The sequence below is a fragment of the Pseudomonas sp. LD120 genome, assembly GCF_009861525.1.
In the GTDB taxonomy this organism is placed as follows: domain Bacteria; phylum Pseudomonadota; class Gammaproteobacteria; order Pseudomonadales; family Pseudomonadaceae; genus Aquipseudomonas.
The window spans coordinates 1,031,661-1,047,985 of the sequence record NZ_WVHL01000005.1; the positions used below are offsets into that span (position 1 = coordinate 1,031,661).

Sequence of the window (16,325 nt, forward strand, 5' to 3'; positions counted from 1 at the left end):
GTTCAGTTCGGGCGATTGGCAGCGGTGTGCGGGGGAGGGTTGAGGCGGGTGTCGAGGCCGAAGCGCTCTTGGATCACCACCTGGTACAGCCCTTTGGCCAGCAACGGATTGATCAGAATGTTCCAGCTGTGGCGCGACACCGATGAGGGCAGCAGTACGAATGGGTGGTCGGCCAGCAACTGGTCGGCAAATTTCTGCTGGCCGGCACTGGGAATCCCCGGGATCAGCCAGTTGGGATTGGGCAGACTGCGTTCATCCACGCGGTAGATGGCCGACGGGTCCTGAATCAGGGCCCCGGTCAGCACATGGGGCACGCTGTCCAGGGCAGCAAAGCCCTTGTGCACCGCCACTTCGAGAATCGCCGTGGCTGGGTCGGCGCTGCCATACACCGCCTTGACCCCTTTGGAGTTCCAGCGACCACCGCACAGCTCGGCACCGATGCCGCTGTCCCAGCTGTCGGCATGCCGGGCGGCGTCCAGTCGCCAGAAATGAATCGCGCTGCTGCCGGGAACACTGATCACTGATAGACCCCGTATTCCAGGCGAGTGAGAAACTCATCCACCAATTCGAAGCCGATGGGGTTGGTCAACAGGTCCACGGGTTTATGGCCATCGAGGCCCATCACCGGCTTGGCCATCCAGTCCTGCGCCTGTTCACTGCTGCCGAAGATGTCCTGGGCCTTGGCCAGCACCTGGGCAAAGCGTACCGCGCGGGCGCTTTGTTCCGGGTTCAGGGGCTCGTCCGGGGTTTTCAGGCGGCGGTGCAGGGTGCGTTCGGAGAGGCCGATGATCTTGGCCAGGACCTGTTCGTCCTTGAGCATGGGCACCGAGGAGACGAACTTGATGATCGCCGTCAGCGGGATGCCTTCCTCGGTCAGCCGATAGATCGAGATGCGGTCGTCAAAGCGTGCCCGGCCACCCAGGAGGATGTCCGAAGACTGTTCTTTCAATACCAGCTTGCCCCGCCGCTTGGGGGTGAGGCCGGTGTCTGTCAGCGCAACCATGGGTCTACTCCTGCCTTTGCCATTTGGCAGTGATTATATAGACATTTGGCGTGGCGCGTTGAGTTGAGTGGCCGCCATGCCGGAGGAGCCCGGATTGCGCGGGCTCCCGGCGGGTGTTCAGAGATCAGGCGAACACGAAGTATTTGCGCACGGTTTCCAGCACTTCCCAGGTGCCTTTCATCCCGGGCTCGATCACGAAGATATCGCCGGCGCGAAGGTGGATCGGGTCACGGCCGTCCGGGGTGATCACACAGTAGCCTTCCTGGAAATGGCAGTACTCCCATTTCTCATAGGCCACTCGCCACTTGCCCGGGGTGCAGATCCAGGTGCCCATGATCTTGCTGCCGTCCTCGCTGGTGTAGGCGTTGAGGTTGACGGTGTGCGGGTCACCTGCGAGTTTTTCCCATTTGCAGGCGTCGAGAACGGGCAGCGGATGGGTATCGCGCAGAACGGTAATGGGTTGCGACATGCTGTGCTCCTAGCGGGCAGAGAACTGAAGACGCACCCTATAGCGCCCGGCATCCCGGGGGATGTCTGTTGTCGACCTCGAGGTATCTAGAAGCGCAGACGTGATCAGCGCAAGCGGCAGGGCAAGGCCTGCCGTGGATGGACTGAGGAAGGCTTCTGGTGCTTGCACGATTCATTCGATAAACCGCGCTTTGTTAGCATGATTTGCGAAATATCTGAGATGGTCCGAGTTATTTCGCAAGAATCTTTACCGGTATCGCTCGTATCATTCAGCTCGGAGTGATCGAGAGCCGCATAAATGGAAAATACACCACGCTGGTGGGATATCAGCCCGCCGTTGAGTACCGCGACCCCGACCTGGCCGGGAGATACAGCGTTCCAGGAGGAGCGCGTCTGGCAGTTCGGGCCCGAGTGCCCAGTGAATGTCGGCCGGGTAACCCTGTCGCCCCACACCGGTGCACATGTCGATGCGCCTCTGCATTACCGGCCGGACGGCCTGCCCATCGGTGAAGTGTCGCTGGATGTCTACATGGGCCCATGCAGGGTTGTGCATTGCCTGGACAGCGGCGCCCTGGTGCAACCCGAAGCCTTGATCGGGCGCCTGGACAACCTGCCCCCGCGAGTCTTGCTGCGTACTTATCCACAGGCGCCGTTGAGTGCCTGGGACCCGGACTTCACCGCCGTCGCCCCGGCCACCATCGAGCTGTTGGCCAGCCTCGGCGTGCGCCTGATCGGCATCGACACGCCGTCCCTCGACCCTCAGCAATCCAAGACCATGGAGGCCCACAACACCGTGGCCTGCCACGGCATGGCGATCCTCGAAGGCGTGGTGCTCGATGAAGTGGCCGAAGGCGACTACGAACTGATTGCCCTGCCACTGCGCTTCGCTCACCTGGACGCCAGTCCGGTGCGGGCGATCCTGCGCCCCTTGGCCGATTGATTCCTACAATAAATACACCGCTGGCCGTCCGCGCCGTTGTGCATCCCGAGTCCGGGTTGCGCAGCCTGCGGGTGGTAACCGCTGCCTGAGGCGAGGAGCCCACGTCATGAGCCAATGTCCCTTTTCAAGCAACCCACCGGATGAATGGCATAATGCCGAGCTGAATTTCTCCGACTCCATGAGCTACGGCGACTACCTGGACCTGGGGCGCATCCTCAGTGCCCAGCACCCGCTGTCGCCGGACCACAACGAGATGCTGTTCATCATCCAGCACCAGACCTCGGAGCTGTGGATGAAGCTGATGCTGCATGAGCTCAAGGCCGCTCGCGAGCAGGTGCGCCAGGGCCAGTTGCCCCCGGCGTTCAAGATGCTGGCGCGGGTCTCGCGGATCTTCGATCAACTGGTGCATGCCTGGGCGGTGCTGGCGACCATGACGCCGTCCGAGTACAAGTCGATCCGTCCGTACCTGGGTCAGTCCTCGGGCTTTCAGTCGTTCCAGTACCGGGAGATCGAATTCATTCTTGGCAACAAGAGCGCGGCGCTGCTGCGGCCCCATGCTCATCGTCCCGAATTGCTGCAATCGTTGGAGGCGTCGATCGCTACCCCGTCCCTGTATGACGAAGCCATTGCCCTGATGGCCCGTAGTGGTTTGAGCATCGATCCTGCGCGTCTGGCGCTGAACAGCACTGCCACGACTCAGCATGAGCCGTCGGTAGAAGCGGCCTGGCGGGAGGTGTATGCCAATCCTTCGACCTATTGGGATCTGTACCAGTTGGCGGAAAAATTCATCGACCTGGAAGACTCGTTCCGCCAGTGGCGCTTCCGCCACGTGACCACCGTCGAGCGCATCATCGGCTTCCAGCCCGGCACCGGTGGCACCGAAGGCGTGGGCTACCTGCGCAAGATGCTCGACACCGTGCTGTTCCCCGAATTGTGGCGAGTGCGATCCTCGCTCTGATCCGCAAAACGCTCCGCCTGCCGGGGCGTTTTCATTTGCCTGCCGGCGTCTGATTGCCTGAGTCCCTAATGTCGCCGCAGCCGCAGGCTGCGATCGCCTGTGCAGCAGACGCTCTCTTGAGGTCTGGAAGGTCCTGCGGACCTTAGCGCAGCCTGCGGCAGCGGCTACAGAGGTCGTTGCAGAGCGGTAGGCATTGGTGACAGTTGCGCTCTGGAGATAAAGTGGCTGCCTTAAGTGCAGAATTTTTACTCTCCCAGGCAGACCACATGTCCCGGACTTTCGAGCTTGAAACCCTCAAGATGCGCCTCAGCGACCCTGAGTTCCGTCCTCTGGACCTGCACCAGCGCATCCAGCGTGCGTTGCGCGGGCTGATCCTCGATGGCGCCCTGGGGCCGGGAGTGAAGTTGCCGGCCAGTCGGGCCCTGGCCCAGTCGCTGGCGGTCTCCCGGGACACCGTGGAAAACGCCTATGTGCAGTTGCAACGCGATGGTTTTATCCAACGCCGCGAAGGTTCGGGGAGTTATGTCTGTGAAGCCATCGGTGCCCAGTTGCGCGGCTCAGTCCGCCGCCAGCAGTTGCAGGGGCAGCTTGGCTACAGCCGAGAGCCTGGGGCGGGCCTGAGCCGGCGCGGCGCGCTGCTGTTGCAAAGGGGCGGCGTCAGCGATCAGCAGGCCGTCACCGCCTTTGCTACCGGGCTGCCGGAAACCCGCAGCTTCCCGCTGGATGTCTGGGAACGCCTGCAACGCCAGGCGCTGAAGGATTACCGTGCCAATGTACTGCTGCATGGTGATCCCCAGGGCGCGCTGCCCCTGCGCAAGGCCATTGCGGCCTACCTGAACCTGGAGCGCGGAGCCAAGGTACAGCCCGAGCAGATCCTGGTGCTGAGCAGTACCCGCCAGGCGCTGTACCTCTGTGCCCAACTGCTGGTGGACGCCGGCAAGCCGATCCTGTTGGAGAACCCGGGCTACTTCGGCGCACGCAAGGCTTTCGAGGCCGCCGAGGCACGGATCGTGCCTATCGATGTCGACAGCCAGGGCGTTCGCACCGACCTGCTGCGGGCCGACCGCAGTGGCGCCCGCTGTGTCTATGTGACGCCGTCCCATCAGTACCCCACGGGCGTCACCCTGTCCCTGGAGCGCCGCCTGGAACTGACCCGCTGGGCGGCCGAGCAGGAGAAATGGATCATCGAGGACGACTACGACAGCGAGTTCCACTACGACGGTTTGCCCACCGCCTGTGTCCAAGGCCTGGACCCGTATCAGCGCACCCTTTACATCGGCACCTTCAGCAAGACCCTCTACCCGGGTCTGCGCATGGGCTACATGGCCCTGCCCAGCGAGCTGGTGAGCGCCTTCAGCGCGGCCCGCAGCATCATGGACGGCCACACGCCGCAGATCCTCCAGCTGACCTTGGCGCGGTTCATGGAGGAGGGGCACTACAACGCCCATGTGCGGGCCATGCGCAAGCTCTACGCCGGGCGCCGGCAAGCCATGCTCGATGCCATCGGGAGGCATTTGCAGGGCATTGCCGTGGCCCTGCCACCACCGGGCGGGTTGCAGATTCCTTGCCTGCTTGAGCCCGGCTGGAGCGAGGAACTGACCCAGCAGCGGGCCGCCCGGGCCGGCATCCAGTTGCCGGGGCTCAGCCGGCTGTATGCCGGGGAGCAGAAGCAGCCAGGCTGGTTGCTCGGCTACGCCTCGTTGAGTGCCCATGAAATCGAGGCGATCATGGTGCGCCTGGCCCAGGTCCTGAGAAAGGCCTAGCCAGGCGCTGGCCTTCAGGGTTTGGCGGCTCGGGCGGCAAACAGGTTGGCCTGGCCGTGGATCAGCAGGTGCGCGGTCAAGCCGGCCACCAGCCCCCAAAAGGCACCGCCGACCCCGAACAGGGTGACGTTGGCCGCGGTGGCGAGGAAGGTGATCAGCGCGGTTTCCCGGGTGGCCGCGTCGGCCATGGCATTGGCCAGGCTGCCACCGATCGCCCCCAATAGCGCCAGGCCCGCCAGGGTGCTGATAAAGGTCTTGGGCAGCACCATGAACAGGCTGGCCAGGGTCACGCCGAAGGTGCCCACCAGGATGTAGAACAGCCCGCAGGCGATACCGGCGATGTAGCGTTTTTTCGGGTCCGGGTGGGCATCCTTGCCGGTACAGATCGCCGCAGTAATCGCCGCCACGTTGAAGGCATGAGCGCCGAGCGGTGCCAGCAGCAGCGAGCCCAGCCCGGTAACCGTGAGCACTGGGTTGGCGCTGGTGCTGTAGCCGTCATTGCGCAGCACCAGCATGCCGGGCATGTACTGGCCGGTGAGGGTGATGACGAACAGCGGCAAGGCCACTCCGAGCAAGGCCTGCAGGGAGAACTGCGGCGCGGTGAATACCGGCACCGCCAGGCTCAAGTGCACGGCAGAAACGTCGATCCGCTGCTGAAGGATGAGCAGCCCCAGGCCGATGACCAGGATGCCCACCACGGCAAAGCGCGAGGTGAAACGCCGCAGCAAGGCGTAGGACACCAGCAGCACTGTCACCAATAGCGGGTCGGCGCTGGCGCCGCCAAAGGCATGGATCCCGAACTGCAGCAGAATGCCCGCCAGCAGGCCGGCGGCGATGCCCTTGGGGATCATCCGCACCAGTTTGTCGAAGGCCCCGGAGCCGCCGAGGATGATGAACCCCAGGGCCGAGATCAGGTAGGCACCGATCACCTCGGCATAGGGCGTGAACGGCATCACCGTGGCCAGGAACGCCGCGCCGGGTGTGGACCAGGCAGTGATGATCGGCGCCTTGTAACGCAGGCTCAGCCACAGCCCGGTAAGCCCCACGCCCACAGACACCGCCCAGACCCAGGACGCGGTCTGGGCCGCTGACAGGCGCGCCAGTTCGGCGGCCTGGAACACCAGGACAAAGGTCCCGCCGTAGTTCACCAGCACTGAAATCAGCGCCGCCACGGTGGGCGAGAAAACATCGGTCCAGCGCAGGCTTGTCGCCGTTCTGTTCATCAGCCGCTCTCCATCCAGAAACAGGCTCCCAGGCTCGGGGGCCTTGAGGGAGTCGATTCTAGGGGGAGGGCGGACTGTTGTTTCAGGCCGCATTTTCCCTTGTTGGCAGACCGCTTTGCGGCCACCGACCAAAAAGCCCGGCCTTGATTCTGGCCGGGCTTTCGGGTGTTGCAACCGTGAGTCTCAGTGCAGGGCGGGCTGCCCGGCCTTGCGCGCATGGCTCAGGCGGTAGAAGCCCCAGATCACTAGGACCCACACCGGAATCGCATACACCGAGGCGCGGATGCCCGGGATCATCCACATCACGCCAATGATCATCAGCATGAAGGCCAGGCACAGGTAGTTGCTCAGTGGCGACCAGAAGGCTCTGAACCCCGGGACCACGCCCTGCTCGGCCATGGCCTTGCGAAAGCGCAGGTGGGTCAGGCTGATCAGCGCCCAGTTGATCATCAATGCGGCCACCACCAGGGCAAACAGCAACTCCAGCGCTTCGTGGGGCGCCAGGTAGTTGACCAACACGCAGAGTAGGGTGATCAGCGCGGAAATGCCCAGGGCCAGGATCGGCACGCCTTGCTTGTTGAGCTTCATCAGCGCCTTGGGTGCATCGCCCTGTTCGGCCAGGCCGTAGAGCATACGGCTGTTGCAGTACACGCCGCTGTTGTACACCGACAGTGCCGCGGTCAGGACCACGAAGTTGAGGATCTGCGCCGCGGCGTCACTGCCGATCAGCGAGAAGATCTTCACGAACGGGCTGCTGCTGTAGGCGTCGCCGCCGGCATTCAGGCTCACCAGCAGTTCGTTCCACGGATACAGCGACAGCAGCACTGCCAGGGCGCCGACGTAGAAGATCAGCACCCGGTAAACCACCTGATTGATGGCCTTGGGAATCACTTTGCGCGGTTCGCTGGCTTCGGCGGCAGTGATGCCCACCAGTTCCAGGCCGCCGAAAGAGAACATGATGAAGGCCATGGCCATCAGCAGGCCGGTGCCGCCGTTGGGGAAGAAACCGCCGTGGGACCAGAGGTTGCTCACCGACGCCTGGCTACCGCCGTTGCCACTGAACAGCATGTAGCAGCCCAGGATGATCATGCCGACGATGGCCACCACCTTGATGATGGCGAACCAGAACTCGGCTTCACCGAAGAACTTCACGTTCATCATGTTGATCAGGTTGACCAGCACGAAGAACACCGCGGCGCTGGCCCAGGTGGGGATTTCCGGCCACCAGAACTGCACGTACTTGCCCACCGCCGTGAGCTCGGCCATACCCACCAGTACATACAGCACCCAGTAGTTCCAGCCGGCGAGAAAGCCGAAGTAGCCGCCCCAGTACTTGTGGGCGAAGTGGCTGAAGGAACCGGCTACCGGCTCCTCGACAATCATTTCCCCCAGCTGGCGCATGATCAGAAAGGCAATGAACCCGGCGATCGCATAGCCGAGGATCATTGAAGGACCGGCGGACTTGAGTACCCCGGCCGAGCCGAGGAAGAGTCCGGTACCGATCGCCCCGCCCAGGGCGATCAACTGAATATGACGGTTTTTCAAGCCACGCTTGAGTTCGCCAGGCTGTGCGGTTTGATCCACGAATGTTCGCTCTCTTCTAGTTGTTATCAGGATCGATCCCCGGTTAACGGGGACCGATCGCAGCTGAATGCAGACGGAATCAGATATTACTCTCGGTAAAGCGCTCGTAATACAACTGAACGCGGTTAAGTTGCTGTTCTTGTAGCCAAATACGGATCGAGTCGACCATCGGTGGCGGTCCGCAAACGTACATGTCGCTGTCGCTGTCGCGCAGTTCGCTACTGTCAACATGCTCGGTGATGTAGCCGCGCTTGCCCGACCAGTCCGGGTCGGCCTCGCTGATCACCGGGGTGAAGCGAAATGCCGGCAGGCGTTCGCCCAGGGCCTGAATGCGCGCCAGCTCACACAAGTCGGCACTGTGGCGCACGCCGTAGTACAGGTGTACCGGCTGCTGACAGCCTTGTTCGACCACCTGTTCAAGCATCGCCAGCAGCGCCGAAAGCCCGGTACCGCCGGCCACCAGCAGCAGCGGCCGGCTGATCTGGCGCAGGTAGAAGGCTCCCAGCGGCGCTTCCAGCGCAATACTGTCGCCCACCAGGCAACGCTCGCGAATGTAGTTGCTCATCACCCCGTCGGGCAGCAGGCGGATCAGGAACTGCAACTGGTTGTCGGTTCCTGGCCGATTGGCGAAGGAGTAGGCGCGGCTGCTGTCGGTGCCGGGAACCCTCAAGCGCGCGTACTGGCCGGGTAGAAAGTCCAGCGGTGCTTCGCTGCTGCCCAGGTCCAGGTGCAGGATCGCCGTGCTGTCGGAGACTTGGCGTACATCGATCACCGATCCTGTGCGCTGTATCGGATCGGCGCTGTGGCACAGGCTGGAGTCGAAGTCGAAGTAGAACGCCGCATCGGACTGTACCCGGGTCTGGCAGGTGAGCATCTTGCGTTGTTCCAGGTCCTGGGGCGAGAGGGCTTCCTCGTCCACGTAGTCCTGGCTGTACTGGCCCGATTCGCAACGGCCCTGGCAGGTGCCGCAGACCCCTTCGCGGCAGTCCAGGGGGATCTTGATGCCGTTGCGCAGGGCAGCGTCGAGCAGTATTTCATTGGCCTTGACCGGGAAGAACAGGGTCTTGCCGTCGGCAAAGCTGAACGCGACCTTGTGCGTCATGGAGAGATGTCCGTCGAGTCAGAGGTGGTAGAAGTCGAGCACCGAGTTGATCGTGTCGTTGAGCAGCAGTACGTGCTTGCGCTGGATCAGCCAGCTGTCGCCATGGGGCTTGAGGTCGTAGGTGGCGTGCCCGTAGAAGTCCTCGGACATGGCCAGGCGATAGAACAGCGTGTGCCAGTTCAGGCGCACCTGCAGGTGACCGTTGTCACCTTCAGTGATCCGCAGGTTACTGACCATGTGCAGGGTGCGCGGCATCGGAATGGTCGACGCGGCTTTGCCGGTGCGCAGGCGGAATATCCGATCTTCCAGCCCTGAACGGTTGGCGTAGTAGATCAGCGACATCTCGCGTTTCGGGTCCTGGGTGTAGACGTGTTCGGAATCCCATTGCGGCAGGTGGAACTCGCTGTCCGGGGCAAAAAGCTCCAGGTAGGCGTCCCAGTCCTGGGCGTCACAGAGTTCGGATTTACGGTAGAAGAATTGCTCGATCTGGTACTGCAATTGCGCATTCATGCTTACACCTCACGCAGTTTCAGGGACTGGCGCTGCAGGCCGTCGAGGAGGAATTTCTGCCAGTTTTCATGCTGGTTGACGTACAGCCCCTCGTGGGTGATCTCGGTGCCGGTCATGGCCGGCTGGATGCCCAGGTTCTCGCTGTTGGCGGTAGGGCCTTTGGTCCAGCGGTGATGGCCGCGCGAGACATCGCTCCAGCGCTCCAGGCGCCCCTGGAAGCCGCGCTGGGCCTCGCGAAACTCCACCAGGTCGTCCGGCGTGCCCATGCCCGAAACGTTGAAAAAATCCTCGAACTGACGGATGCGATTTTCCCGGTCGGCATCGCTCTCGCCCTTGACCCCGATGCACTGGCTGATGATCTCGGTCTTGTTCCAGGCGATGGGGCGGATGATCCGCAGTTGCGAGCTGATCTGGTCGAGGAAGAACAGGCTCGGGTAGATGTTCAGGTTGCGCAGGCGGTGCATCATCCACTCGGCCTTGGCCTGGCCGTGCTCCTGCACCAGGCGCGGCATGATCGTGGCGTAGCCGGAGCGCACCGCCGGGTTGGGCATTTCGCTGAACAGCACGCTGTGGCCGTTGTTGAAGGCGAACCAGCCATCGTCGGTGCTGGCGTCGCCGGCGCCGAGCTTGCTGTAGTCCAGGGTGGCGCCGGTGCCAGTGCCGTTGTCGGCGTTGACCTGCTGGCGATGCTGCACCGTGGCCACGTAGTTGTAGTGCACGGTGCTGACGTGATAACCGTCCAGGCCGTTCTCGTTCTGCAGCTTCCAGTTGCCGTCGTAGGTGTAGGCGGACTTGCCCGGCAATACCTCCAGCTCACCGTTGGGCGACTGGGCGACCATCATGTCGAAGAAGATCCTGGCATCACCGAGGAAGTCTTCCAGGCTGTTGTCGGCGGCCACATCCAGGCTGATGAAGACAAAGCCCTTGTAGCTGTCGATGCGAGCCTTTTTCAGGCCGCGGGTGGCCTTGTCGAAACCTTCGTCGTATTCCCCTGGCGCCTTGACCTTCACCAGACGCCCGTCGCTCTTGTAGCACCAGGCGTGGAACGGGCAGGTGAAGGTCGACTGGTTGCCTTTGGCGACCCGGGTCAGGGTGGTGCCGCGGTGCTGGCAGGCGTTGATCAGGGCATTGAGCCGGCCCTCGTCGTCGCGGGTGATGATCATCGGCTGGCGCCCGGCGCGCATCGTGATGAAGTCGTGGTTGTTGGGCAATTCGCTTTCGTGACAGGCGTAGATCCAGTTCTTCTCGAAGATCAGTTCCATCTCCAGATCGAACAGTTCGGGCTCGGTGAACATCTCCCGAGCGATCCGGAACACCCCGTCCGCGGGGCGAAAATCCAGGCAGTTGTCGATGAAGCTTTTCCACTGCTCGACGTTTCTTGCACCACTCATGAGTCGGTACCTTTTTTATTCAGGTCAATCGGGTGCCGTCATTAGAGAGAGTGCAGGGCGCCGGTGGCTATCCGCTTAGTCGGCCAAGGCCATCCATAAAATTTGCCTGGGTAGCCTCTACCCACAATCGCGCGGATAAGTGATCGGCGGCTGCATCACGGGGCGCTGATCGGCTACTGTGAGCCCAGCCAAAGAGGGCGACGGGGCGTGGTTATCCACTTAGTGGGCGATTGCTATCCAATGGGTTGGCAGCGTTGCCGGCTGGCGCAAAACTTGCCCTGTCACACAAGACGTGCCGTCAGAGCGCGCTGAATAAAAATATCGCCGTGGGTGCATCATGATGAATAGCAAAGCTGATGGGCCGTTTCGCGAGATTCGTATCGATCGCTATGACCTTGAGGGGGCCAGGAGCTGGATGGCGGGAATCTGCGGTCCTCATCGCCTGGAAACCGCCAACCCTGAACGTATCCGTTTTCACCACAGTGCCAACGTGCTCAGGTCGCGCTCCACGACCCTGGGGATCATTGAGTACGGCACCGATGTCGTGGTGGACATCGAAGACACCGAGCGCTTTAGCAGCTACAGCCTGAGCCTGCCGCTGTGCGGTGAACAGGAGCTGAGCAAGGACGGTCGGCTGCTGCGTTCGGACCGCGACCAGGGGGTGATCATTGCCCCCAACGAAAGCCAGGTGCTGGCCATTTCCGGCGACTGCCGCAAGTTGCAAGTGGTGATCTCCCGGCCGGCCATGAGCGAGGCCCTGGAAACCTTGCTGCAACGCCCGGTGCAGCAGCCGCTGCGCTTCGAGCCGGCCATGGACGCGCTGCACGGCGCCGCCGCGGCCTGGTGGCGCATGGCCCAGCACTTTATTGGCGAGTTGAACCAGGGCAACGAGCTGTACGAGCAGTTGGCCTTTACCCGGGAAATCGAAAGCTCATTGATCAAAGGCCTGATCCTCGCCCAGCCCAACAATTACTCCGCAGAGTTGCAGGCGATGCTGGGGGTCAAGCTGCCGCATTACCTGGTGCGGGCTCGCCAGTACCTGCACGAACATGCCCGCGAGGCGGTGCACCTGGAAGACTTGGAAGCCGCCGCCGGGGTGTCGCGTTTCAAGCTGTTCGAGGCCTTTCGCAAGTACTTCGCCCTGTCGCCCATGGCCTATCTCAAGCGCCATCGGCTCAACGGCGTGCGCCAGGAAATCCTTGAGCACGGCGCCGCGCGCAACATTTCGGAGATCGCCCTGGGCTGGGGCTTCACCCACCTGGGGCGGTTTTCCGCGGAGTACCGCAAGCTGTTCGACGAGGCGCCCAGCGCCACCGCGCAGCGCCATCCGGCGCGACGCCCGGCGGGTTTCTAGCAGGGCCTACTTGCGCAGCACCAGGTCCAGCAGACTGTTTTGTTCCTTGATCTTCTGCAGGACGATTTCCGAGCGGATGTCGGTGACCCCGGAGGCGCGGTTCAGGTGGTTGACGATGAAATCCGAGAAGTGCTTGAGGTTGCGCGCCTGCACCCGCAGCACGTAGTTGCTGGCGCCGGTGATCACGTAGGCGGCGACCACTTCCGGCCACTGCTGGACCTTGCCGATGAAGGTCTCGTGCCAGCCTTCCACGTCCTGGCGCAGCGACACATGCACGATGGCTTCCAGCTCGATGCCCAGGCGTTCGGCGTTGAGCTGGGCGCGGTAGCCGCTGATGATCCCGTCGCCTTCGAGCATGCGCAGGCGACGCAGGCAGGCCGAGGGCGAGAGGGCCACTTTTTCGGCCAGTTCCTGGTTGCTGATACGTCCATCCTGTTGCAGAAAGTAGAGGATGCGCAGGTCGGTGGAGTCGAGGGTCATGGTTGGCATAAATCCACGTTTTTTATTGAAGGATTAGAATTTTATTCGAGATTAGTACGGTAAGGCGCTGCACTTTGCACGAAAATTCTAGCGAGCTTCATCCATTATTTCCTGAGTTTACGGGTCGCCCAGACCCTGTGCCCGGCCTGCGCCTGGCGGACATGACTTGACTAAGACAGGATTTCCAATGATCGATAAAAACCACTGCCTGCGTCTCGATGAACAGGATCCACTGGCGCCGCTGCGCCAACAGTTCGCCTTGCCCGAGGGCGTGATCTACCTCGATGGCAACTCCCTCGGAGCCCGTCCCGTGGCCTCCCTGGAACGGGCCCGGCAAGTGATCGAGCAGGAGTGGGGCGATGGCCTGATTCGCAGCTGGAACAGCGCCGGCTGGCGTGACCTGTCCCAGCGCCTGGGGGACCGACTGGCCCCGTTGATCGGCGCCGGCAGCAGCGAAGTGGTGATCACCGACACCACCACCATCAACCTGTTCAAGGTGCTCAGTGCGGCCTTGCGGGTGCAGGCCGAACGCGCCCCCGAACGGCGGGTGATCGTTTCCGAAAGCAGCAACTTCCCTTCCGACCTGTACATCGCCGAGGGACTGACCCAGATGCTTGAGCAGGGCTATTCCCTGCGCCTGGTAGACAGCCCGGAACAACTGCCAGCCGCCATCGACCAGGACGTGGCGGTGGTGATGCTCACCCACGTCAACTACAAGACCGGCTACATGCACGACATGCAGGCCGTGACCTCGCTGATCCACGAAGCCGGCGCCCTGAGCCTCTGGGACCTGGCCCACTCGGCCGGCGCGGTGCCGGTGGAGCTGAATCGCAGCGGCGCCGACTACGCCATCGGCTGCACCTACAAATACCTCAACGGCGGTCCGGGTTCGCAAGCCTTCGCCTGGGTTGCTCCTGCCCTGTGCAATCTGGTGACCCAGCCACTGTCCGGCTGGTTCGGGCATGCCCGGCAGTTCGACATGGCCACCCAGTACGAGCCTGCCAGCGGTATCGCCCGCTACCTGTGCGGCACCCAGCCGATCACTTCGCTGGCCATGGTCGAGTGCGGCCTGGAGGTCTTCGAACAGACCGACATGCAGAGCCTGCGGCGCAAGTCCCTGGCCCTGACCGACCTGTTCATCGAACTGGTGGAACAGCGTTGCGCCGGCCACGACCTGAAGCTGGTAACCCCACGCGATCATGCCAAGCGTGGCAGCCACGTGAGCTTCGAGCACCCCGAAGGCTACGCGGTGATCCAGGCCCTGATCGCCCGGGGCGTGATCGGCGACTACCGCGAACCGCGGATCATGCGTTTCGGCTTCACCCCGCTCTACACCCGTTTCAGCGAAGTCTGGGAGGCGGTGCAGATTCTCGGTGAAATCCTTGATCAGAAAACCTGGGCCCAGGCGCAGTTCCAGGTGCGTCACAGCGTGACCTGAGACGCGCTTTATCCCCTGGTTGCTGCTGCATGCGGCGACCAGGGCTGCGGCACAAGGACGGGCCGTCACAACGATTTATACGTGCACACAAGAATAAAGAGACACTCAAAGTGACCACCTCCAACAAGGGTTTCGAAGCGATTTCCAATCGCGAGCAGGGCCTCAGGCGCCAGCTGACCGCCGGCCAGATGAGTATGATCGCCATCGGCGGGGCCATCGGCACCGGGCTGTTCATGGGCAGCGCCTATGCCATCGGTTATGCCGGCCCCAGCGTGCTGCTGAGCTACGCCATCGGTGCGCTGATCACCTTGATCCTGATGGGCTGCCTGGCGGAAATGACCGTGGCCCATTCCACCTCCGGCTCCTTTGGCGCCTATGCCGAGTTCTACATCGGCCCGCTGGCCGGGTTCCTGGTGCGTTATGCCTATTGGGCGGCCATCGTGCTGGCGGTGGGCGCCGAGGTCACGGCCATTGCCATGTACATGAAGTACTGGTTCGCCAACGTTCCGGAGTGGGTGTGGATTGTTTCCTTCTCCAGCGTGCTGATTCTGCTTAACGCCATCAGCGTGAAGACCTTCGGCAATTTCGAATACTGGTTCTCCACCATCAAGATCGCCGCCATCGTCGGTTTCATCATCCTCGCGGTGTATGTGGTGTTCGGCTCCGGCAACCCCGATTACGGCGTGCACAACTACAGCGCCCACGGCGGCTTTTTCCCCAACGGTTTCGAGGGCATGTGGATCGCGGTGATCGTGTCGATCTTCAGCTACCTGAGCGTGGAAATGATCGCCGTGGCGGCGGGGGAGGCCAAGGACCCGCAGCGTGCGGTGAAGCAGGCGTTTCGCGCAACCATCGCGCGCCTGGTGGTGTTCTACCTGCTGACCCTGGCGCTGATGCTGGCGATCGTGCCCTGGGTCCAGGCGGGCAAGGCCCAGAGCCCGTTCGTCACGGTGATGCAGACCATCGGCATTCCCGGGGCCACCGGGGTGATGAACTTCGTGATCCTGATTGCGGCCCTGTCGGCGATGAACAGCCAGCTCTACATCACCACGCGGATGATGTTCAGCCTGTCCCGCGCCGGCTTTGCGCCCAAGTCCATGGGCGCCCTGAGCAAGACCGGGATTCCGCTGAATGCCTTGCTGCTGTCCAGCTCCGGTATCGCCCTGGCCACCTTGATCAACGTGCTGTACCCGGAGAGCTCATTCGTCCTGATGATGGCGATCTCGATGTTTGGCGCGATCTTCACCTGGTTCATGATCTTCCTCACCCACTACTGCTTCCGTCGTTATCACCAGCGTCATGGTGAACAGCAACTGTCGTTCCGCATGCGGCTGTTTCCCTTCAGCACCCTGCTGGGACTGGTGCTGATGGGGGCGGTAATGATCACCACCTTCTTCACCGAGGCGTTCAAGATGACCCTGGTGTTCGGCGTGCCCTTCCTGCTGTTGCTGACCCTGGTCTACTACCTGTGCTTCCGTAAGCCCAGGACAGTCGCCGGGTTGTCCGAGGTCTGAGGCCACGCCTTCCGGATGTCCAGCAGCTTGGCCTGCTCTCGTACGTATAGCTCGTACGTATCGGTGGCGGCCGGTGTACCGGCCGATCACCCCATTCGTAGGCTTCGCATCCTGGTCGATACGATTCTCCGCGAGCTGAGCGATCTGCTGGACACCCGCTATGCGACGCTGGGTGGCCGTCGATTCCACCTGAGCGGATTCTCCGGGCATCGCTGGTGAAGGTTGTGTATAGCGTGCGTAGTGAGCGACTAAAGAGGGGGGGCAGGTCTCGCCACCGTGCGAGGCTGGGTCACCTGGGCCTTAGCGGCTTACAATGCGATCCGCCTGGGCGCAATCGCTGGGTGGTGGCAGCCATCCCCGACTTGAGTTGTGGTGAGTGTCGCGCTTGCGACGAACGAGCCGACTTGAAAATCGAAAGCCTTCAAAGGTGCTGCGCATGACAAATTGGCAACGTGGTGACTTAGTCGAGCTAGACGGCCTTCTTGCGGTCGTGGTCGGCATTGAGGGGGACCCCAATGTCCCCGAGGAACACATCGCAGTTTGGTTTGGTGCCCCAAGCTGCCTCCGAAAGTCCAAGGGCGGAGCTGGTGGAGCGAG

General features: G+C 62.4%; 14 protein-coding genes and 1 pseudogene. 6 read left to right on the forward strand and 9 right to left on the reverse strand.

All coding sequences use genetic code 11. The features are described 5' to 3' along the window. Positions 1 to 2 precede the first annotated feature (2 nt). The 3 genes from PLD_RS18965 to PLD_RS18975 form a co-directional block, all read right to left on the reverse strand. Positions 3 to 521: an RES family NAD+ phosphorylase gene (locus tag PLD_RS18965; RefSeq protein WP_159895394.1), complete on the reverse strand. Its 519-nt coding sequence runs from the start codon at positions 519 to 521 to the stop codon at positions 3 to 5. Next, positions 518 to 1,003 carry an antitoxin Xre/MbcA/ParS toxin-binding domain-containing protein gene (locus PLD_RS18970; protein ID WP_159895396.1) on the reverse strand — a complete coding sequence of 162 codons (486 nt, stop codon included), beginning with the start codon at positions 1,001 to 1,003 and terminating at the stop codon, positions 518 to 520. Before PLD_RS18970 ends, PLD_RS18965 begins: the two co-directional genes overlap by 4 nt. A 124-nt stretch (positions 1,004 to 1,127) precedes the next feature. Further along, entirely contained in the window at positions 1,128 to 1,472 is a 345-nt protein-coding gene (locus PLD_RS18975; RefSeq protein WP_159895398.1) for a cupin domain-containing protein, read from the reverse strand. Positions 1,473 to 1,769: 297 nt separating this feature from the next. On the opposite strand from PLD_RS18975, the gene kynB reads away from it, so the two are divergent. From kynB to PLD_RS18990, 3 genes are all read left to right on the forward strand, one after another. Continuing rightward, positions 1,770 to 2,411: an arylformamidase gene (kynB, locus tag PLD_RS18980; RefSeq protein WP_159895400.1), complete on the forward strand. Its 642-nt coding sequence runs from the start codon at positions 1,770 to 1,772 to the stop codon at positions 2,409 to 2,411. Positions 2,412 to 2,517: 106 nt separating this feature from the next. Beyond that, positions 2,518 to 3,369, forward strand: a complete 852-nt coding sequence (kynA, locus tag PLD_RS18985) for a tryptophan 2,3-dioxygenase (RefSeq protein ID WP_159895402.1) — start codon at positions 2,518 to 2,520, stop codon at positions 3,367 to 3,369. Positions 3,370 to 3,635: 266 nt separating this feature from the next. After that, positions 3,636 to 5,132, forward strand: a complete 1,497-nt coding sequence (locus PLD_RS18990) for a PLP-dependent aminotransferase family protein (RefSeq protein WP_159895404.1) — start codon at positions 3,636 to 3,638, stop codon at positions 5,130 to 5,132. Positions 5,133 to 5,146: 14 nt separating this feature from the next. Here PLD_RS18990 and PLD_RS18995 read toward each other — a convergent pair whose 3' ends face one another. The 5 genes from PLD_RS18995 to antA form a co-directional block, all read right to left on the reverse strand. Next, the gene (locus PLD_RS18995) at positions 5,147 to 6,355 is read right to left on the reverse strand and encodes a benzoate/H(+) symporter BenE family transporter (protein ID WP_159895406.1); all 1,209 of its coding nucleotides are present in this window, start codon (positions 6,353 to 6,355) and stop codon (positions 5,147 to 5,149) included. Between the two features lie 183 nt (positions 6,356 to 6,538). Beyond that, positions 6,539 to 7,939, reverse strand: a complete 1,401-nt coding sequence (locus PLD_RS19000; protein ID WP_159895408.1) for an amino acid permease — start codon at positions 7,937 to 7,939, stop codon at positions 6,539 to 6,541. Between the two features lie 79 nt (positions 7,940 to 8,018). After that, a complete protein-coding gene (gene antC / locus PLD_RS19005; RefSeq protein ID WP_159895410.1) occupies positions 8,019 to 9,041 on the reverse strand; it encodes an anthranilate 1,2-dioxygenase electron transfer component AntC in 1,023 nt (340 codons plus the stop codon). Positions 9,042 to 9,059: 18 nt separating this feature from the next. Beyond that, complete coding sequence (antB, locus tag PLD_RS19010) at positions 9,060 to 9,551, reverse strand: anthranilate 1,2-dioxygenase small subunit (protein WP_159895412.1); 492 nt, start codon at positions 9,549 to 9,551, stop codon at positions 9,060 to 9,062. A 2-nt stretch (positions 9,552 to 9,553) separates the two neighbouring features. Further along, positions 9,554 to 10,942: an anthranilate 1,2-dioxygenase large subunit gene (gene antA, locus PLD_RS19015; RefSeq protein WP_159895414.1), complete on the reverse strand. Its 1,389-nt coding sequence runs from the start codon at positions 10,940 to 10,942 to the stop codon at positions 9,554 to 9,556. Positions 10,943 to 11,282: 340 nt separating this feature from the next. On the opposite strand from antA, the gene PLD_RS19020 reads away from it, so the two are divergent. Beyond that, on the forward strand, positions 11,283 to 12,296 hold the full coding sequence (locus tag PLD_RS19020) for a helix-turn-helix domain-containing protein (protein WP_159895416.1): 1,014 nt from the start codon (positions 11,283 to 11,285) through the stop codon (positions 12,294 to 12,296). Between the two features lie 6 nt (positions 12,297 to 12,302). On the opposite strand, the gene PLD_RS19025 is transcribed toward PLD_RS19020, so the two are convergent. Further along, complete coding sequence (locus PLD_RS19025) at positions 12,303 to 12,776, reverse strand: Lrp/AsnC family transcriptional regulator (RefSeq protein WP_159898170.1); 474 nt, start codon at positions 12,774 to 12,776, stop codon at positions 12,303 to 12,305. Positions 12,777 to 12,963: 187 nt separating this feature from the next. Between PLD_RS19025 and kynU the strand changes: the two genes are divergently transcribed. Beyond that, positions 12,964 to 14,214 (forward strand): kynureninase, encoded by a 1,251-nt coding sequence (gene kynU, locus PLD_RS19030; protein ID WP_159895418.1) that lies wholly within the window; start codon positions 12,964 to 12,966, stop codon positions 14,212 to 14,214. 110 nt (positions 14,215 to 14,324) lie between these two features. Then, positions 14,325 to 15,738: pseudogene (locus PLD_RS19035) on the forward strand (amino acid permease); the annotation flags it as partial. Positions 15,739 to 16,325 lie beyond the last annotated feature (587 nt).